Source organism: Ruegeria sp. BB5, from assembly GCF_056539405.1.
The window spans coordinates 1,331,596-1,351,511 of sequence record NZ_JBQFUX010000001.1 but is presented as its reverse complement, the minus strand read 5'-3'; the positions used below and the strand labels follow the sequence as shown (position 1 = coordinate 1,351,511).

At 57.3% G+C, this 19,916-nt stretch carries 16 protein-coding genes; 8 read left to right on the top strand and 8 right to left on the bottom strand.

Annotation, left to right across the window (positions count from 1 at the left end; genetic code table 11):
* Positions 1-14 precede the first annotated feature (14 nt).
* From ACR0DL_RS06695 to ACR0DL_RS06680, 4 genes are all read right to left on the bottom strand, one after another.
* Positions 15-515 carry a bactofilin family protein gene (locus ACR0DL_RS06695; RefSeq protein ID WP_170349036.1) on the bottom strand — a complete coding sequence of 167 codons (501 nt, stop codon included), beginning with the start codon at positions 513-515 and terminating at the stop codon, positions 15-17.
* Positions 505-1,830, bottom strand: a complete 1,326-nt coding sequence (locus tag ACR0DL_RS06690) for a DUF5930 domain-containing protein (RefSeq protein WP_170358946.1) — start codon at positions 1,828-1,830, stop codon at positions 505-507. Before ACR0DL_RS06690 ends, ACR0DL_RS06695 begins: the two co-directional genes overlap by 11 nt.
* Positions 1,831-2,010: 180 nt before the next feature.
* Complete coding sequence (locus ACR0DL_RS06685; RefSeq protein WP_170396170.1) at positions 2,011-2,850, bottom strand: ferritin-like domain-containing protein; 840 nt, start codon at positions 2,848-2,850, stop codon at positions 2,011-2,013.
* A gap of 61 nt (positions 2,851-2,911) precedes the next feature.
* Complete coding sequence (locus ACR0DL_RS06680; RefSeq protein WP_480688211.1) at positions 2,912-3,373, bottom strand: peroxiredoxin; 462 nt, start codon at positions 3,371-3,373, stop codon at positions 2,912-2,914.
* A gap of 68 nt (positions 3,374-3,441) precedes the next feature.
* Here ACR0DL_RS06680 and ACR0DL_RS06675 point away from each other — a divergent pair, with 68 nt between their 5' ends.
* From ACR0DL_RS06675 to ACR0DL_RS06660, 4 genes are all read left to right on the top strand, one after another.
* Positions 3,442-6,819, top strand: a complete 3,378-nt coding sequence (locus ACR0DL_RS06675; RefSeq protein ID WP_480688209.1) for a YhdP family protein — start codon at positions 3,442-3,444, stop codon at positions 6,817-6,819.
* 31 nt (positions 6,820-6,850) lie between these two features.
* Complete coding sequence (gene queA, locus ACR0DL_RS06670) at positions 6,851-7,897, top strand: tRNA preQ1(34) S-adenosylmethionine ribosyltransferase-isomerase QueA (protein WP_480688482.1); 1,047 nt, start codon at positions 6,851-6,853, stop codon at positions 7,895-7,897.
* A 112-nt stretch (positions 7,898-8,009) separates the two neighbouring features.
* Positions 8,010-9,281: an MFS transporter gene (locus tag ACR0DL_RS06665; RefSeq protein ID WP_170375765.1), complete on the top strand. Its 1,272-nt coding sequence runs from the start codon at positions 8,010-8,012 to the stop codon at positions 9,279-9,281.
* 109 nt (positions 9,282-9,390) lie between these two features.
* Entirely contained in the window at positions 9,391-9,969 is a 579-nt protein-coding gene (locus ACR0DL_RS06660) for a DUF924 family protein (RefSeq protein ID WP_170358939.1), read from the top strand.
* Here the strand turns inward: ACR0DL_RS06660 and ACR0DL_RS06655 are convergent.
* On the bottom strand, positions 9,966-10,400 hold the full coding sequence (locus ACR0DL_RS06655; protein WP_480688207.1) for a hypothetical protein: 435 nt from the start codon (positions 10,398-10,400) through the stop codon (positions 9,966-9,968). The genes ACR0DL_RS06660 and ACR0DL_RS06655 overlap by 4 nt on opposite strands.
* Before the next feature lie 216 nt (positions 10,401-10,616).
* Here ACR0DL_RS06655 and lpdA point away from each other — a divergent pair, with 216 nt between their 5' ends.
* The gene (gene lpdA, locus ACR0DL_RS06650; RefSeq protein WP_170358935.1) at positions 10,617-12,011 is read left to right on the top strand and encodes a dihydrolipoyl dehydrogenase; all 1,395 of its coding nucleotides are present in this window, start codon (positions 10,617-10,619) and stop codon (positions 12,009-12,011) included.
* 144 nt (positions 12,012-12,155) lie between these two features.
* On the opposite strand, the gene ACR0DL_RS06645 is transcribed toward lpdA, so the two are convergent.
* The gene (locus ACR0DL_RS06645; RefSeq protein ID WP_480688205.1) at positions 12,156-13,541 is read right to left on the bottom strand and encodes a M20/M25/M40 family metallo-hydrolase; all 1,386 of its coding nucleotides are present in this window, start codon (positions 13,539-13,541) and stop codon (positions 12,156-12,158) included.
* 320 nt (positions 13,542-13,861) lie between these two features.
* On the opposite strand from ACR0DL_RS06645, the gene hemA reads away from it, so the two are divergent.
* From hemA to ispG, 3 genes are all read left to right on the top strand, one after another.
* A complete protein-coding gene (gene hemA / locus ACR0DL_RS06640) occupies positions 13,862-15,085 on the top strand; it encodes a 5-aminolevulinate synthase (RefSeq protein WP_170410202.1) in 1,224 nt (407 codons plus the stop codon).
* A gap of 128 nt (positions 15,086-15,213) precedes the next feature.
* Positions 15,214-16,425, top strand: a complete 1,212-nt coding sequence (locus ACR0DL_RS06635; RefSeq protein WP_480688203.1) for a helix-turn-helix domain-containing protein — start codon at positions 15,214-15,216, stop codon at positions 16,423-16,425.
* 71 nt (positions 16,426-16,496) lie between these two features.
* Entirely contained in the window at positions 16,497-17,618 is a 1,122-nt protein-coding gene (ispG, locus tag ACR0DL_RS06630) for a flavodoxin-dependent (E)-4-hydroxy-3-methylbut-2-enyl-diphosphate synthase (RefSeq protein WP_170410200.1), read from the top strand.
* A gap of 21 nt (positions 17,619-17,639) precedes the next feature.
* Here the strand turns inward: ispG and ACR0DL_RS06625 are convergent, their stop codons facing one another.
* Positions 17,640-18,710, bottom strand: a complete 1,071-nt coding sequence (locus ACR0DL_RS06625; RefSeq protein ID WP_480688200.1) for an agmatine deiminase family protein — start codon at positions 18,708-18,710, stop codon at positions 17,640-17,642.
* Between the two features lie 196 nt (positions 18,711-18,906).
* Positions 18,907-19,794 (bottom strand): FkbM family methyltransferase, encoded by an 888-nt coding sequence (locus ACR0DL_RS06620; protein ID WP_480688198.1) that lies wholly within the window; start codon positions 19,792-19,794, stop codon positions 18,907-18,909.
* Positions 19,795-19,916 lie beyond the last annotated feature (122 nt).

Below are 19,916 nucleotides of genomic sequence, written 5' to 3'. Positions count from 1 at the left end.
ATTTAGGGGCAGTGTTACTGCTTGACCTCGGCCGCCGGGTTGGCGCCCGACTTGCCGCTGCGGCCAGGATTCAGCGGGTCGTCCTGACGCTGCACTGAACCTTCGAAATGCGCGCCGCTTTCGATGGCGATGGTCTTGTGGATGATGTCGCCTTCGACACGGGCAGACGAGGTCAGGCGCACCTTCAGGCCACGCACGCGGCCCACGATGCGGCCGTTGATCACGACGTCATCAGCGGTGACTTCGCCCTTGATGGTCGCGGTTTCGCCGATGGTCAGCAGGTGCGCGCGGATGTCGCCTTCTACTGTGCCTTCGACCTGGATGTCGCCCGTGGTTTTCAGATTGCCTGTGATGTGCAGATCCGAGGACAGAACCGATGCCGGAGGTTTGGGCTTGGGCGCGGTGCTGGCCTTGGTTTCCGCCGGTGCAGGGGCAGCCGGTGTCGCCGGAGCAGCAGGTTTTGCTGTCTCGGGGGCGTCGGATGCGGGCTCGTTGATTTTGCTCTTAGAAAACATTTCTCGCAGCCTTAATGTAAGTCATTGGATTTCTTGGCACACCGTCGACGCGAACCTCATAGTGCAGATGCGTGCCGGTAGACCGTCCAGTGCTACCCATATCAGCAATATGATCCCCGCGCGAGACCCTTTGGCCAACCTTGACCCGGATCTTGGTATTATGAGCGTAAAGAGTCTCAACCCCGAACGCGTGCTTGATTTTCACCAGCCTGCCGAACCCGGATTGCCAGCCCGCATGGGTGACGATTCCGTCGGCGGTGGCAAAGATGTCGGTTCCGTGGGCACCGGCAAAATCCGCCCCATTGTGCATGCGCCGCCCCCCGGTTTTTGGATCCCGTCGCGTGCCAAAGCCGCTGGTAAAGCGCACCACATCATGCACCGGGCTGGCAAAGGGGGCTTTTTCGGCGGCAATGCGGTACAGGTTCAGCTGGTCCATCTGTTGCAGCAACACATTTGCGCGGATTTCGTCGGGGGTCAGGTCCTCTCCGCGCGTGCTGAATGAGATGGGGGTGAGGGGGCCACCCATGCCGCTATAGCCGCGGCGGACTTCTTCGATAATACGGTCGGTGGGCATACCGGCCTGGCGGAACATTTTGTCCAGAGGCTCAACCGAGATAATCATCGCCTCTTCCAGCTGGCGGAAAATCTCGTCGCTGCGTTCCTGCATCAAACGGATTTCCAACTCAAGATCGTCGCGCTGCGCCAGAGCATCCTGTGCATCGGCGGCGATTTGGTCACGCTCTTGTGCCGTCCGGACCAGAGCGTCGGTCATGAAATTCATTTGTTCCGGGTCGCCTGCGGCGGTCATATAAATGTCGCCGTCATCGGTCTCGACCTGCATGCTGGCCAGCTCGGTGCGGGCCTCTTCGCGTTGTTTCATCGTGGCGCGCAGGGTGGTCTGGATGACCTCGATCCCGGTCTCAAGCTCGCGGCGGCGGTTTTCCGACGCCAGCAGCTCCGATTGCATCGCCGAGATCTGTTCCAGCGCCGCGTTGAACCGGTCTTGCGCGGCCAGCGCTTCTTGCGCGCGGGCATCCCGTTCCGTCGACAGGATGTTCAGACGGTCTTGATAAGTCGCCTGATCGCGCTTGGCTTGCTCGCGGAAATTACCCGATCCGATGCTGTCCATTAGCAGGATCGCCGTGGCGACGGCGGTCCAGCCAACGAATACTGCAACGCCAGCAACGGCGAAAATCTGCGTTTCCGAGCTGAGCCGGATAAACCGCGTGTCGTTGTCAGATTTCAGAAAGACTCGGCGTTCGGGAAAATGCCGCTCGAGCAGTGAGTGTAACTTAATTGCCAGACGTGTTCGCACGCGTCTTCACCTCTCATCCCCAAGATTCGGGACCGGTCGTGAGTGATAGCCGTCCCTTTGGCGAAGTGCATAGAGGGCACGCGTGATTTGGGCAAGTTTGTAAACTAGTTCACACATGAAACCGCGTTATTCCCGCCAAATCTCGGCGGGAAATTGCCGATAACATCAATTTGCGCGCGTTTATTGCGCCGAACCGGGCGCGGGCAACTCCTCGGTCAGGGGCCAGTAGAAATCAGGCGGCAACCCGGCCTCGGCGCGTTTTTCTTCGTTGAAAGGTGGCTTCAACACGCCGTGAAAGTACCGGCGAACCAATTGGTGAAACACATCCTTGGGATCGGCATTCTCGCGCCCACACAGGAAATGAAACCATTTCGAGCCATAAGCCACATGCCCGACCTCTTCGGCATAAATGACTTCCAGCGCAGCAATAGCTTTTTCGTCCTTGGCCTTGCGGAATATGTCGATCATGCCGGGGGTCACGTCCAGCCCGCGTGCCTCAAGCACCATGGGAACCACGGCCAATCGACCCATCAAATCTTCGGCGGTGTCCTCGGCCGCGCGCCACATCCCAGCATGGGCGGGCAGGGCGCCATAGTTGCTATCCATGGCCTCAAGGCAATCGCACACCATCTCGAAATGACGCGATTCCTCTTCGGCGCATTTAACCCAGTCGTCATAAAACCCGACAGGCATCGGCACATGACCAAAGCGGGCGATGATGTCCCAATGCAGATCAACGGCGTTCAACTCGATATGTGCGACAGCGTGCAGCAGGGCGACACGGCCCGCTTCTGTACCCGGTTTCCGTTTTGGTACCTCGCGCGGGGAAAGCAGTTCAGGCTGATCCGGGCGTGCGGGTTGCAGCGGTGGCGTAGCGGTGCCGATCTCGATCTCTGGCGCGTCACCGCTGCGCGATGCGAACCACGCGGCGGCATGACTTTTGGACAGGGCGGTTTTTTCCCGACCATCCGCCGTTGTCAGAACCTCAGTAGCCATCTGGGTCAGCGTTTTGGGCACCATGTTTCTCCGCTTGATTGCACGCGCGGCTCTTAGACCGGATGGCGCGCGTGGTCGAGGGGCGTTACATCGCCCGTACGGCTTCCAGCACTTCATCCACGTGACCAGGAACTTTGACCTTGCGCCAGATCTTGGCGATTTTGCCATCGGCATCGATGATGAAGGTCGAGCGCTGAATGCCCATCGATTTCTTACCGTACATATTCTTTTCAACCCATACGCCATAGTCCTCGCAGACCGACGAGCCCTCATCCGACAACAGCGGAGTGGTCAGATTGTGCTTGGCGACAAACTTGTCGTGCTTGGCGACGCTGTCCCGCGAGATGCCGAAAACGTGAGCGCCCGCGTCACCAAAGGCTTGAAGTTGTTCCGAGAAACTGATGGATTCCTTGGTGCAGCCCGGCGTATCATCACGAGGATAGAAGAACAGAACGACGGTGCCGCCGCGCAGGGCTGACAATGTGACCTCGCCGCCTCCGTCGCGGGGCAAAGTGAAATCAGGGGCGATGTCTGAAACGTCGGGCATTGGAAACTCCGCTAAAGTTTTTTAAGGGCTGCCAGACATCATAGGGCGGCGCGGGCGGGTTGGAAGACGTGGATAGAAAATTGGTGCAGCACGAAGACAAAAGTGCGTCGCAGCCCAAAAAGCCCCGGCGTCGCCGGTCCCGTCGTCGTATTGCCGCGCATTTTTCCGGTTGGACGGTCCTGTCGCTGGGGCTGTTGGTCTTTGTGGGCTGGTTTTTTCTGATCGGCCAGAATCTTCATGCACCCGAATGGTTGCGAAAGCAGGTTGAACAGCGCCTTGAACACAGCCTCGGAGGGCTGAAAATCCGGTTTGGCGACGTCAACTTTATCGTGAACGAGGAATGGCGTCCCCGTCTGCAGCTGAGCGACGTGACGATCAGCGACGCAGCCGGGCAGCAGATTGCGCAGGTTTCGGACCTGCGCACCCGATTGTCGATGCGCGGGCTTTTACGGGGTCAAATCCGCCCGCGACGCATCATCCTTCGCGATGCACAGATCGCGCTGACCCGGGGCCTGGACGGGGCATTATCGCTGACAGTTGGTTCGGGCAGCGCCCCTGTGCAGCAAGCACCGGACCTCGCCCAACTGATCGAGCAATCGGATGATGTATTCCTGTCGCCTATCCTGTCCGGGTTGCGTTCGGTCGACTTGGAATCGCTGACGCTGGATTATCAGGATCTGCGTCTTGGGCGGGCCTGGGTATTCGACGGGGGGCATATCACTGTGACCCGCACCGGCGATGAGATGCATCTGGCCACGGGGTTTTCCGTACTGACCGGGCGCGACTATGCAAGCTCGATCGAGGCGAACTATACCAGTGTTCTGGGTACGCCACAGGCGCGTTTCGGCATTTCGATCACCGACCTGCCAGCCGAAGACATCGCCAGCCAAAGTCTTGCCCTGTCGTGGTTGCAGGTTCTCAAGGCACCGATCTCTGGGGCGTTGCGCGGCAGCATTGACGACAGGGCGGCGTTGGGGCCGCTGTTTGCAACGCTAAACCTTGGAGCAGGCGCGGTGCAGCCTACGCAGGAAACGCGCCCCATTCCATTCGAGTCCGCCAGAACCTACTTCACCTACAACCCCACGCGGCAGGAGCTGGACTTCAACGAAGTTTCGGTGGTGTCCGCATGGGGCGCGTTTCATGCCGAGGGCAAGGCGTTCCTGCGTGGAATTGAAAACGGTGCGTTGGAAAGCCTGACCTCGCAGCTGAGCCTCAGCAACATCAATATCAACCCGGCCAACCTGTTTCCAGAATCGCTGAACCTGGCACGCGCCGAACTTGATATGAAGATGAAATTGGCCCCGTTCGAATTGCGGTTGGGTCAGATCATGGTCGAAGACGCCAACTATCGGTTGCTGGGTTCTGGCAAGCTGATCGGCGAACCCGAGGGTTGGGCGGCGCAACTGGATGCACATCTGGACAGCATGAACGGGGATGAACTGTTGAACTACTGGCCTGAACGCCTGGCGTCAAAACCACGGCTTTGGGTCCAAGAGAATTTGTATGAGGGGCGGTTCTCGGACGTTGACTTTGCTTTGCGGCTGCGGCCAGACAGCAAACCAGATATCTATCTGGATTTCGGTTTTGACGAGGCAAAGATCAGGTTCGCCAAGACCCTGCCGCCGCTTGAGAACGCACAGGGACAGGCCAGTCTGATCAATCACCGTTTTACCGCCACCGCTGAATCGGGTGTTGTCATCGCGGATGAAGGGGGCGCAGTTGATGCCACGGGCACGTCCTTCATCATCCCCGATACCGAGATCAAGGGGATTTCCCCGTCGATTACCCGGATCACGGCCAAAGGGAGTGCGACCGCTGCGTTGTCGCTGCTTGATCGCCCGCCGCTCAGCTTGCTAACCAAAGCGAACCTGCCGGTTGATCTGGTCGAAGGTACTGTAAATCTTGCCGGAACATTGTCGCTGCCAATGAAGAAGGGGTTGAAATTCGAAGACACCGAATTCCACTTTCTTGGTGATATCGACAATGTAGAAAGTGACAAACTGGTTCCTGGTTTTTCGGTTAGCGCCGATCAGCTGGCGCTTGAAGGCAACCAAACCGGAGTTGAAATTTCCGGCGAAGGTTTGTTTGGCGACGTTCCCATCCAAGCTGCCTGGCGACAACCAATCGGTGGTACCGAAGCGCAGCGCAGCGAGATGACAGGTCAGATCGAACTATCCCCTCGATTGATGACAGAGCTGAATGCTGGGCTTCCGCAGGGGATGCTGACGGGACGGGGGACGGCTGATATTGCGCTGGGAATTGGCGCAGGAACGCCGCCTAAGCTGACCGCATCGTCCGATTTGAAAGGCGTTGCGCTGGCTATTCCCGAACTGGGCTGGCGCAAGGGAGCGGGCACAACAGGCGCGATGACGCTTGAGGCCACCCTGGGCGACAAACTGCGTGTGGATGAACTTAAGCTGGATGCAGCCGGATTGCGTACCACCGCGTCGATCTCGTTCAACGATGGTGATTTCGACCGGGTTCAGTTCAGCTCGTTTGATCTGGGCAATTGGCTGGCGGTTCCGGCCGAACTGATCAATCGAGGTGGGGCAGTACCGGATATCCGGGTGCTGGGCGGTGTGATGAACCTGGGCCGTGCGACCTTTGGCAGTAGCAGCGGTGGTGGCTCGGGCGCGGGACCCCGGATGGACGTGACGTTGGACCGTCTGCAAGTGACCGAGACCATAGCCCTGACCGGTTTCAAGGGCGCGTTTCAAACCACCGGTGGCGTCAACGGCTCTTTCACCGCAAACGTAAACGGGGGTGCCCCCGTGCGTGGACAGGTCTCTCCGCGCGCAGGTCGCAGCGCAGTGACGTTAACCTCGGGGGATGCCGGGGCAGTTTTGCGGTCTGCGGGCATGATCACACAGGCGCGAAGCGGGTCGCTGAACGTGCAACTGGAACCGGTTGCGGGGCCTGGCAACTATGACGTGATCGCGAAAATTACCAATACATACATCAAGGATGCCCCGGCCATGGCCGCGCTGCTGAACGCTATCAGCCTTGTTGGTCTGGTCAATGAAATGGCCGGGCAGGGCATCTTTTTCTCGTCCATCGAAAGCCGGATGCGCATCACCCCGACCGAGGTCAAAGTTCTCAGCGGCAGTGCGGTCGGGCCGTCGATGGGATTGTCCTTTGACGGCACCATCAACACGGTTGCCGGAACGCTGAACCTGCGTGGCGCGATTTCTCCGATCTATCTGGTGAACGCGATTGGCAGTGTTTTCACTAAGAAAGGTGAGGGCGTCATTGGTTTCAACTATACCCTGACCGGACCGTTGCGAGACCCAAAAGTCTCGGTCAATCCGTTGTCTGGGCTGGCACCACTGTTTCTGCGAAACCTACTGAGGGCTCCAGCACCCACGGTGTCCGATGGGCCAAATGCACAGCCGATAAAACCGGATGAGCCGAAACGAACTTTCGGGGCACCACCATCAGACCGTTGAATTGGGAAGTGGGGCGCTGTATGGCGCGGCCATGAAACTCAGCGACTTTGATTTCCACCTGCCCGAAGACCTGATTGCCACACGCCCGGCGAGCCCACGCTCGTCTGCGCGGCTGCTTGTGGCCAATGGTGAAACGATAACGGACGCCCATGTGTTTGATCTGCCGGATTGGCTGAAACCCGGTGACCGGCTGGTGCTGAACGATACGCGCGTTATCCCCGCGCGCCTGAACGGTCGCCGCCATCGCGACACCGCACAGGGGCCGGTCTCGGCCGCGATCGAAGCGACCTTGCTGGACCCGCAGGCCGACGGCACATGGGCGGCGCTGATCAAACCGCTGAAAAAGGTCAAGCTGGGTGAAGACATCAGGTTTTCCGATGACCTCAGCGCCACGCTGGACCGGGTCGAAGATGGCCAGGCTTATCTGCGATTCAACCTGACGGGCGAGGATTTCGATGCCGCGCTGGAACAGGCCGGCGCAATGCCGTTGCCGCCCTACATTGCGGCCAAACGCCCGGCGGACGAACAAGACAAGACCGATTATCAAACGATCTGGGCACGCAATTCGGGTGCCGTCGCAGCCCCCACGGCATCGCTGCACTTTGATCAGGCGCTGATGCAGGTGCTTGAAGCCCGCGGTGTCGCCATCAGCCACGTGACCTTGCATGTGGGGGCTGGGACCTTCCTGCCGGTCAAAGTCGAAGACGTGACCACCCACAAGATGCACGCCGAATGGGGCAGGGTCAGCGCCTCGGCCGTCGAAGAAATCCGCGCCACCAAAGCCGCCGGAGGGCGGGTGATCCCCGTGGGCACCACCGCCCTGCGCCTGATCGAAAGCGCCGCACGGTCCGGGCAGATCGAGCCGTGGGAGGGTGATACTGATATCTTCATCTATCCCGGTTTTGAATTCCACGTCACCGACGCGTTGATGACCAACTTCCATCTGCCGAAATCCACCCTGCTGATGCTGGTTTCGGCACTGATGGGGCAGGACCGGATGCGTGATGTCTACGCGCATGCGATTGAACAGAAATATCGTTTCTTTTCTTACGGGGACGCGTCGCTTTTGATCCCATAAGGGGCGCGTTGTCGGGATCGTCTGATTGCAATGTCGTAGACAAGCGCGATCAGAGCCGTTTTTCATATAAAAACGAATCCAGAGTTCAGGTCGGCATATTTCGGAGGCCCCAATGATTCAGGTCCTGTCCAGCGCGTGGGCGCTTCTTCTTGGTATGGGCCTATTGATGGTCGGAAACGGCCTGCAAGGGACGATCCTGGGGGTTCGGGGTGAGATCGAGGGCTTTTCGACCCTGCAAATGTCCTTTGTGATGTCAGCCTATTTTATGGGATTTCTGGGCGGGTCGCGTCTGGCGCCCGAGATGATCCGACGGGTTGGGCATGTGCGTGTGTTTGCGGCGTTGGCCTCATTCATCTCGGCCGTCATGATCCTGTACCCATTGATGACCGACCCGGTCATCTGGATTTTGGGTCGTGTCGTGATCGGATTTTGCTTTTCCGGCGTGTACGTCACCGCAGAAAGCTGGTTGAACAACGCGGCCAGCAACGAGAACCGCGGTCAGGCGCTATCGCTGTATATGATCTTCCAGATGACGGGCATCATCACTGCCCAAGGGCTGGTATTGTTGGGCGACCCGGCTGGGTTTGACACTTTCGTGATTGCCTCCATCCTGGTTTCCGTCTCATTTGCGCCAATCCTGCTGTCAATTTCACCAACACCGGCGTTCGACACAACCAAACCAATGACCTTACGCGAACTTTTCAAAAGCTCGCCTTTGGGCTGTGTCGGTATGTTTCTTCTGGGTGGTGTGTTCTCGGCTCAGTTCGGTATGGCGTCGGTCTACGGTGCCCGCGCGGGCCTGTCGTTGGTTGAAATCTCGACCTTTATCGCTGCGTTCTATGTCGGTGCCTTGGTGCTGCAATACCCGCTGGGCTGGATGTCGGACCGCATGGACCGTCGTTTCCTGATCATGTTGGTTGCAGGGGTGGGAACGTGTGCTGCTTTAGCGGGCATGCTATTCGGCGTCACTTTCCCGATCCTGTTGGGCGCGGCCTTTGTGATCGGGGGAATGTCGAACCCGCTTTATTCGCTGTTGATCGCCCACGCGAACGATTTTCTGGATCATGAAGATATGGCCGCAGCCTCGGGCGGTTTGCTGTTCATCAACGGTCTCGGCGCGATTGCCGGCCCGCTGATCACCGGTTGGCTGATGGGGGACAGCGTCTTTGGCCCGCAGGGGTTCTTCCTGTTCATCGCCGCGTTACTTGCAACGATGGCTGTTTATGCGCTGTACCGTATGACACAGCGTGCGGCGATCCCGGTGGATGAGACGGGTACCATGTCCCCGGTCTATCCGACGGCCTCGCCAGTTGCGGTTGAAGTGGCGCAAGAGGTTGCCATTGAAGCCGCCGAAGCCGAGGCCGAAACGCAAGATGTTGCCTAAGACACAAGAATATGTCGCGAATGTTGCAATTTTTTACTGTTACAATCCTGAAAAACATCCTTAAATGACCTTACGTCCCTGGGGAGGGCAACACGACGGAGTTAGGGCAATGGTAGGGCCTGAAGAAGTATTGAGTTATTGGTTAGATGAGATTGGTCCCAAAGGTTGGTATCTACAGGACGATGCCTTGGACGCAGACATTCGCGAACGGTTTTTGACCACCTGGGAAGCCGCGAATGAAGGCAAATTCTCTCTTTGGTTGACGTATCCTAGTGGATCACTGGCCTACATCATTTTGATGGACCAGTTCCCGCGCAACATGTTCCGTGGTAGCGCCAAGGCTTTCGCGTCAGATCGCGCCGCATTGTCGGCCGCGAAATGTGCGGTGGACAAGGGGTGGGATCTCAAGATCGACGAACCAGCGCGGCAGTTCTTTTACCTGCCGATGATGCATTCGGAAAATCTGTGTGATCAGGAACGCTGTGTCCGTTTGATGTGCCAGAACATGAGTGACAGCGATAAAAGCAATCTGCTGCACGCACGAGCACATCGTGAGGTGATACGCAAATTTGGGCGTTTCCCTTATCGGAACGAAGCACTGGACCGTCCAATGACCGAACACGAAGCCGCCTATGTCGACATGGGTGGATATGGTTCGACGGTACGCGAATTGCAGGCGTCCCTCTAGGACTGCGGCACGCAACCTCGAATGGCAATAATTCGGTCGGCGACCACGTCGGCCGATTCCTCTATGGCGGAATTGATCAGCTTGTCCGGAGAGTCGGTCAACTCGGCAATGCTGGCTTGCGCGCCTTGCATTCTTTGTTCCAGATTATCCAGTTTTACCAGCGCCGTGGATATCCGCAGTTTTTCGGCAATATCTGTGACTGAGCTGCTTGATTGCACCTCGGCTAGATCATTGCGTAGCGCCGCAAGTTCCCCCCGAACGCCGAGAATTTCGTCCTTCAAGGGCGCGATAACCTGGACTTTTTCCGAGAATACCGTGGTGACGCCCTCGACTGTCGATGCCAGTTTCCAGCCTAGAAATAAGCAAAGAGCCACGAGGATGAGTGTCGCGTTGAGCAATGCAAGCAGCAGATCTTTAAGTGTTTTGGCCATGGTAAGCCTCTCGAATGATTTGCGTTTATGAAATGGCGGGCGAACCCGACATCTATGTTCTAGCCATTGAAGGATGCCCGGTATAGGCTGAAAACCGCATAAACTGATACCGATGATCCCACGTCGTATTTGTCGCGGGAATGGTGTGTTGATGCGTTTCGGAAATTAGTTTAATGGTAAACTAAATTTTCAACCGTCCTGCGCCGAGAGGGAAACATGGCTGCACAATCTTTTGATCTGATCGTAATCGGCGCTGGTCCGGGCGGCTATGTCGCTGCCATTCGTGCGGCGCAGCTGGGCCTGAAAACGGCCGTGGTTGAACGTGAGCATCTGGGCGGCATCTGCCTGAACTGGGGATGTATCCCTACCAAGGCACTGCTACGTTCGTCCGAAGTGTTTCACCTGATGGAGCGCGCCAAGGATTTCGGCCTCAAGGCGGACAAGGTCGGATACGATCTTGATGCTGTCGTTAAACGCTCGCGAGGTGTGGCGGCGCAGCTTTCAGGCGGCATCGGTCACTTGCTGAAAAAGAACAAAGTCACCGTGGTGATGGGGCAAGCGACGATTCCTGCTAAGGGCAAAGTCTCGGTCAAAACCGAGAAAGGAACCGAAGAGCTGACGGCCAAAAACATCGTACTGGCCACCGGCGCACGAGCGCGTGAATTGCCGGGGCTTGAAGCTGATGGCGATCTGGTCTGGACCTATAAGCACGCGCTGCAACCGCCGCGGATGCCCAAGAAACTTCTGGTCATCGGCTCGGGCGCGATTGGTATCGAATTCGCCAGCTTCTACAACACGTTGGGCGCTGACACGACCGTTGTCGAAGTGATGGACCGCGTGCTGCCGGTGGAAGATGCCGAGATCAGCGGGCTGGCCAAGAAAGCCTTTACCAAGCAAGGCATGACCATCATGGAAAAAGCGATGGTCAAGCAGCTGGATCGGGCCAAGGGCAAGGTCACCGCGCATATCGAAGTGAAGGGTAAGGTCGAAAAGCACGATTTCGATACCGTGATCTCTGCCGTGGGGATCGTCGGGAATGTCGAAGACCTTGGGCTTGAGGCTTTGGGCGTGAAAATCGACCGCACCCATGTTGTAACGGATGAGTTCTGCCGCACCGGAGTTGATGGTCTCTATGCGATTGGTGACATCGCGGGTGCACCGTGGCTGGCGCACAAGGCAAGCCACGAAGGCGTCATGGTCGCCGAACTGATCGCAGGCAAACACGCGCATCCCGTAAAGCCCGAAAGCATCGCCGGCTGCACCTATTGTCAGCCGCAAGTGGCTTCAGTCGGATACTCCGAGGCAAAAGCCAAAGAGTTGGGTTACGACATCAAAGTCGGTCGTTTCCCCTTTATCGGAAATGGCAAGGCCATTGCGCTGGGTGAACCCGAAGGTCTGATCAAAACAGTATTTGACGCCAAAACTGGCGAATTACTGGGGGCCCACATGATCGGTGCCGAGGTGACCGAGCTGATTCAGGGCTATGTGGTTGGTCGTCAGTTGGAAACCACGGAAGAAGACCTGATGAACACGGTCTTCCCGCATCCGACACTCTCAGAAATGATGCATGAAAGCGTTCTGGACGCTTATGGAAAGGTCATCCACATGTAATCTGTGGTGGGTGGGGACTTTGCCCCCCGCCGCCCGTTCCGGGCGACTCCCCCGAGATATTTATAGCCAGATGAAGCAAGGGATCTTTGACTTCATCTGGCCGAAAATACCTCGGAGCGCGAGGCAGAGCCTCGCTTGGACTCATCAGCGCGTCAGCGCGTCCAGAATGCGAGCCCAGGACCGGATGCCTTTGTGAAAGCTTTTCACGTCGTATTTTTCGTTCGGCGAGTGAATTGCATCGTCATCGTTGGCAAAGCCAACCAGCATCGAATCCAACCCAAGTTCAGTATTGAAATAACCGACGACGGGGATCGAACCACCCATCCCGGTGAACACGGCTTCGCGCCCCCATTCGTCCGACAGGGCGCCGCGGGCGGCTTCGAACTCGGGGCGGTCCAGATTCATAACCGAAGCGGGGGACCCGTCTAGATCATTGTCCCAGTCGACCTTGGCGTCGGGTGACAGACGCTCTTGCACATGTTTGCGGATTTTGGTGCGCAAAGCGTCAGGGTCCATGTCACCGACCAGACGGCAGGTGATCTTGCAGTGTGCCTGCGACGGGATCACGGTTTTCGAGCCTGCACCATTGTAACCGCCCCACAACCCGTTAACCTCGAGCGTAGGGCGCGCCCATTGCTGTTCCAGCGTCGAATACCCTTTTTCGCCATGGGGTTGCGAATAGCCGACCGAGCTTAGGTACTCGACCTCGTCAAACCCACAGTTTTGCCACTGGCGCAGTTGCTCGGCGGGCACTTCGTGAACGCCTTCATAGAACCCCTCGACCGCAACACGGCCGGTTTCGTCGTCATGGAACGAGGCGATGATCTTGGACAATTCCCGCAGGGGGTTCAGGCCGGGGCCGCCGTAATGGCCCGAATGCAGATCGATGCGGGGGCCAGTGATAGTGAATTCATCCTTGAGCATGCCGCGCAGTTGCGAGGAAATTGACGGTACGCCGCGAGATACCATCGAAGTGTCGCACACCAGTGCCAAGTCAGCTTTCAGCTCGGCCGCGTTTTCCCGCAGGAAAGGCACCAGGGACGGCGATCCTGATTCTTCTTCACCCTCGAAGAAAAAGGTGATGCGGCAGGGCAGGGAGCCATTGACGGCCTTCCAGGCCCGGCAAGCTTCGACAAAGGTCATTAGCTGGCCTTTGTCATCTGACGACCCGCGCCCACGAATGACAGGGCCGTTGTCGGTGTCTTCAATCGCAGGATCGAACGGGTCGCGTTTCCACAGCTCAAGCGGATCAACGGGTTGCACGTCATAGTGCCCGTAAAACAGCACATGCGGTGCGTTGCTGTCCTCTCCGACATGGCCGACGACCATGGGGTGGCCGGTGGTTTCACGCTTTTCCGCTGCGATGCCAATACTTTGTAGGTCAGCGACCAACCAGTCCGCGGCTTGATCCACTTGCGCGTCATAGGCCGGGTCGGTCGAGATGGATGGGATGCGCAGCAGCGCCATCAGGCGATCGATTGAGGTTTGCAGATCAGTGTCGATGCGGTTCAGAACGGCGTCCAGCGACATGGGGTTCTCCTGCTTTCAAGATTTGGCAGAACCTATCAGCGCAATCGGCGCCGTCCAGTGCGCTTTGGCGGGAATATGATATAATATCGGAAACTCCGAGTGGCGCCTGCGTCGTTTCCTCGCGCCCGATGGCCGTAACTTTACTTGTCGATGCGAGTGCGAGGGGATATTTGATGCAAATCAAATGTGTGATCCCAATGTTGTCTATACGTACGGGGCACAAGGGAACGCATTGGCGTATAATCGGATTCGTCCGGTGAGAGCGTCAGAAATTTTGTCCGGCTACAAATGCAAGGGGTCGGGCATGTAAGGAGATACCGGTGGACTATACTGCTCAGCTCGATACAGCGATTGCCAAGCTGCATGATGAAGGACGTTACCGGACCTTCATCGACATCGAACGTCGCAATGGTCATTTCCCGCATGCGGTGCGGACCCGCCCGGACGGGTCGCAGCAGAATATCACCGTGTGGTGCGGCAATGACTATCTGGGCATGGGCCAGCACCCGGTTGTTCTGAACGCAATGCACGAAGCCGTTGACGCAGCCGGCGCCGGTTCGGGCGGGACCCGCAATATCTCGGGGACGACCGTCTACCACAAAAAGCTTGAGGCCGAGCTGGCCGATCTGCATGGCAAAGAGGCCGCGCTGCTTTTCACCAGTGCCTATATCGCCAATGACGCGACGCTCAGCACATTGCCGAAATTGTTCCCCGGCCTGATCATCTATTCGGACGAGTTGAACCATGCCTCGATGATCGAGGGCGTGCGCCGCAATGGTGGGGCCAAGCGTATCTTCCGTCACAACGATGTTGCCCATCTGCGCGAATTGCTTGAGGCCGACGATCCCAAAGCCCCCAAACTGATTGCGTTTGAATCCGTTTATTCGATGGACGGCGATTTTGGTCCGATAGAAGAGATTTGTGATCTGGCCGATGAGTTTGGTGCGCTGACCTATATCGACGAGGTCCACGCAGTTGGCATGTACGGCCCGCGCGGTGGCGGCGTGACTGAGCGCGATGGCCTGGCGCATCGTATCGACATTATCAATGGAACCCTTGCCAAAGCCTTTGGCGTAATGGGCGGTTATATCGCCGCCAGCGAGAAAATGTGCGATGCCGTGCGTTCTTATGCACCGGGCTTCATCTTCACCACCTCGTTGCCGCCTGCAGTGGCCGCAGGGGCAGCGGCCTCGGTCGCTTTCCTAAAAACGGCGAGCGATCTGCGTGAGCAGCATCAGACACAGGCCAAGATCCTTAAGCTGCGGCTCAAGGGGCTGGGCATGCCATTGATCGATCACGGTACACATATCGTGCCGGTGATTGTTGGAAATCCGGTACACACCAAGATCCTCAGCGACCGGCTGCTTGATGATCATGGCATCTATGTTCAACCGATCAATTTCCCCACTGTCCCGCGCGGAACCGAGCGTCTGCGCTTTACCCCATCTCCGGTACATGGGCCTGACGAAATGAACCGTTTGGTACAGGCGATGGACGAACTTTGGTCACATTGTGCGCTAAATCGCGCCGAACTTGCCGGTTAACCTCACGCTAAAGTGTGCAACGCGTTTGCCGCGTGTTAAGCTTAGGCTAACAAAAGTATCGGACGAATCGTTAATGGGATGATTCGCCGTTAGCGCGAAACACGCGCAGGCAGAATGGGGCAGCAGGGATGATTGGGCGCAGATCTCAGCGCGATTCCAAGGACGAAGCCGACGTCAGGCCAAAAGGTTTTGACGATTACGAAGTGCGGCTTGGTGACCGGATGCGCGGCGAACGGGCAACGATGGGCAAGTCCCTGTTGGATGTTCAGCGCGAACTGCGGATCAAAGCCAACTACATAGCTGCCATCGAAGACGCCGATCCTGACGCGTTCGACACACCCGGCTTCATTGCCGGGTATGTGCGTTCTTATGCCCGGTATCTGGGGATGAACCCGGATGAGACTTTTGCTGCCTTCTGTAAGGAAAGCGGGTTCGAGGTTGCGCATGGCATGTCGGCCGAGGCTTCGGTTGTTCGCAAGCCCACAGGCGCGGTTCCGACGCGCGGTCCGATGGGGCGTGATCCGTTTACCTCGCCCAACACGCCATACATTCCCGGTCGCGAATCCCTTGTCAGCCAGATTGAACCGCGGGCTATCGGCTCGTCACTGGTTCTGGTCGCAGTGATCTGCGGCATTGGCTATGGTGGCTGGTCGGTGCTGAACAAGATTCAGCAGGTACAGGTAAGTCCGGTCGAACAGGCCCCGGTGGTTCTTTCCGATCTCGATCCGCTGGATGCGGCGCGCGACAGTGCCGAAACAGAGGTTGCCGTTGCGGCCACCCCCAGCGCCGAGGCGTTGGACCGTCTGTATCGCCCACAGGCGCTGGACGTTCCTGTTCTGGTCGCCCGTGATGCTCCGATCTCTACCTTGGATCCGCGCACTGTGGGCACCTTCCTGCCACAGGAATTGCCAAAGGTTGAGGTCGCCGAGGTCCACACTGTCGAACGCCCGGCCTTGCCGCAGGTGGTCGAGCAGATCGACACCACCTTGAAAATTGTCGCCGTGAAACCAGCCTGGATGCGGGTCACCGCAGCTGATGGAAGCGTGATCTTCGAAGGCACCCTTGGCACGGTTGAACAAGGTAATGTGTTCGAGGTTCCGCTAACGGAAGAGCCGCCTCAACTGCGCGCGGGTGCTTCGGGTTCGGTGTTCTTTTCGATGAACGGCGAACATTACGGACCGGCGGGCGCGCCGGGGACCGTCGCCAAAGGCGTTGTTCTGTCCAAGGACGCGGTTGCCGAAACCTATGCAGTTGCCGATCTTGAGGCTGATCAGAACAGCGCGCTGAAACAATTGGTGGCTGAACTTCAGGCACAGGTTTCAGAAGACCCCGCCGAGTGATCTAGCCATTGCGGTGTCCTGGCAGGCGGACTATCTAAAGACGCAACTTAGGTTGTCTTGGACCCGTCCTCATGTCGCTCAATCACGTTCGCCCGTGGCGCAATATCTACCGCCGCAAGTCCCGTCAGATCATGGTTGGGGGTGTTGCTGTCGGTGGTGACGCACCCATTGCCGTTCAGACGATGACCAACACGCTGACAACCGATGTTGCGGCGACCGTAGCGCAGGTGCAAGCCGCTGCCGAGGCCGGTGCCGATATCGTACGTGTGTCTGTCCCGGATGAGACGTCATCAAAAGCCCTGAAAGAGATCGTACGCGAAAGCCCGGTGCCGATCGTCGCTGACATTCATTTCCATTATCGCCGTGGGATTGAGGCTGCCGAGGCTGGTGCTGCCTGTTTGCGGATCAATCCGGGCAATATCGGTGACGAAAAGCGCGTGAAAGAGGTCATCAAGGCGGCGCGCGACCACAATTGCTCGATCCGGATTGGCGTGAATGCGGGCAGTCTGGAAAAGCACCTGCTTGAGAAATATGGCGAGCCTTGCCCCGAAGCGATGGTCGAAAGCGGGCTGGAGCATATCCGCATCCTGCAGGACAACGATTTCCACGAATTCAAGATCAGTGTGAAGGCCAGCGACGTATTCCTATCCGCCGCTGCCTACCAGGGTATTGCCGAGGCCACCGACGCCCCCATTCACCTAGGGATCACTGAGGCCGGAGGGCTGGTGTCCGGCACCATCAAATCGGCCATCGGGCTGGGTAACCTGTTGTGGATGGGTATTGGCGACACAATCCGTGTCAGCCTGTCTGCCGATCCGGTCGAAGAGGTGAAGGTGGGTTATGAGATCCTGAAATCTCTGGGCCTTCGCCATCGCGGCGTGAACATCATCTCATGCCCGTCCTGCGCGCGGCAGGGGTTCGACGTGATCAAGACGGTCGAGGCGCTTGAGCAGCGGCTGGAACACATCAAGACCCCGATGAGCCTGTCTATTATCGGCTGCGTGGTCAACGGCCCGGGTGAGGCCTTGATGACCGATGTCGGCTTTACCGGCGGTGGGGCTGGGTCGGGTATGGTCTATCTGGCGGGCAAGGCCAGCCACAAGATGTCCAACGACCAGATGATCGACCACATCGTTGAAGAGGTCGAAAAGAAGGCAGCCGAGCTTGACGCCGCGCAGGAAGCGGCAGAATAACTTAACCTCGGGTGGGCAGTTTTAGATCGCAGGCATCTGCTGTGTTGCACAGTGAATCCCGCCGCCAGATTGCCCTAATACGTCCACGTTCAGGGCAACGACCTCGCGCCCAGGATAGTGGCGAGCAATTGCATCTTGCGCTAGTAGGTCGGTTTCAATATCGCCGAACTCAGGCATGATCATACCATTATTGCACACATAATAGTTTACATAAGACGCGACGAAATCCAGGTCTCTGATGCGCGGTGAATGGGGCTCTGGGATCACCTCGATTTGCAGCCCTTCGGCGGCCAATCGGTCATGTGTATCCAGTGCAGCCAGATGAAACGGGTCCCGCATGTCGGGCTCATCGGGCAGGTTCATCAAAACGCGCCCCGGCCCCGTGAAACGAGCCAAAGAGTCGATATGGTAGTCGGTGATATCTTCGCCCCATACCCCCTCGGACCAGATCATGCGATCTGCTCCGTAGGCGGCCAGCAAGCGCGTTTCGATCTGGTCCCGCGATAGGCCGGGATTGCGGTTCTTGTTCACCCACGAGCTTTCATGCGCCATGAGCAACCCGTGCCCGTCCTGTTCAACCCCTCCAGCCTCGCCTTGTAAACCGCTTGGCAGCAGGGGCAGGTCCAAGTGTTCCGCTACGCGACCAGCGATGCGCGCGTCATGCGTATGGACCTGCTTCTTGCCCCAACCATTAAATTGAATCTGACGGATCGCCAACTGACCGCTTTCATTAACGACGAATACCGGCCCAGAGTCGCGACACCAAAGATCTTCGGTCGGAATGTCCCAGAGTTCGATGGCTGGCGAGAGCTTTCGCTTTGCCGATGCATGCTCAGCCGCAGAAGCCAGCATGACCACGGGCTCAAATGCGGATATGGCGTTGGCTATGTCGGCGATGGCCTGTTGCGTGTCTTCCAGATGGGCTGCATCCCAATACACCCGTCGGCTGCTAGGCCATTGCATAAAGGTGTGCTGATGGCGGGTTTCTTCGGCGGGTACAAAATAGCCCAAGTCCGGTTGCGATGCAGAGCGATTGGACCAACCCATCAATCCCAGCGCCCCTCCGGTCAGGATCAAATGCCTTCTGTTCATGGCAATCTTATATCGGTTTCCGGACGTTAAAGCACGTCATCGTTTCATGGCCCGAAAGTAGTTAGGGTTTTGGACCTTCCGATTGACGCAGTGTAGGCTGGCCAGAGCGAAGACTTTCAGGGTCGAACCCTAAGGGGCAAAGACATTGGCATTTCGCAATACCTCTGACCCGGTTTCCCCGACATAGCAGATGACCTTACTCGGCGGATGAGTGCTTTGCGTGCAGATCAAACCATCCAACAACAACAGCAAACAGGTTGTCAGGGGAAAGGCCCGCGGCAATATTCAGCCCTTCTTGAACCTTTACAGCATCTTCATAAGATATCCATTTTCCAGGTATGTCTTCACCAAACACACCCGATGCACTGGTCATAAACTTGTGATCGGGAACCGGCCCGTGCGGTGACGCAGGCGAGATGGTTTGGTACTCGACATATTTCTGGTTGGAAAACTTGAACCGGTCATACCCGTTCTTATGCAACGTCTCGAGCATATCCAGGCTGCCGTTCTCAACCGAAACATATTTAGGCAGGTTGGGCAGATTCATGATTTGCGAAAGTGCAACGCTGTCAAAGCCTTCGATGTCGATCTTTACATAAAGGATCTGATCGGAAACCGGCCCCAGCTCTTCCGAAAGATCAACCGCCGGAACAACGATTTTTTCAGCCCCGTCCTTCCGGCTTCCGATCCGCTCATTGACCGAACTCCAGGCCGAATTGAATTTGTTTACGTAGAAAGTGACTTCATCCGATGTGCCGTCGGTTACAGCAAAATTTCTGATATCGACGCCGTCCACGCCCAGGTCTTCGAAATGCTTGGTTACCGCAGCGCACAAATCTGGGATGGCCTCTACGGCGATAACGTTGAACCCTCTTTTACGGTAATAGACTGTGTCTTTACCGTCATTCATGCCGATGTCGACGATAATGCTTTCGCGGGCTTCGGGATACAAAGATTGAACTGAAGTTCCGTCTTCCTTAGGCAATGGCTTGGCAATCGGTTTTTTCTTGCCACGCAGAACACGACCTGCTTCGCGTACGCTTCGCGCCGCGCGGGACAGTCCAGATTTCTTGTTATCGCTCATGCGTGCCTCTGACTTTGGATAAATTACTTTAGCGTGTTCAATGCCCGAGACCAAAATCTCGTTCAACACAAAAATTTGGATTTCAAACCTTGATAGGTGTGCGTGGCAATAGGTTGCTGAAC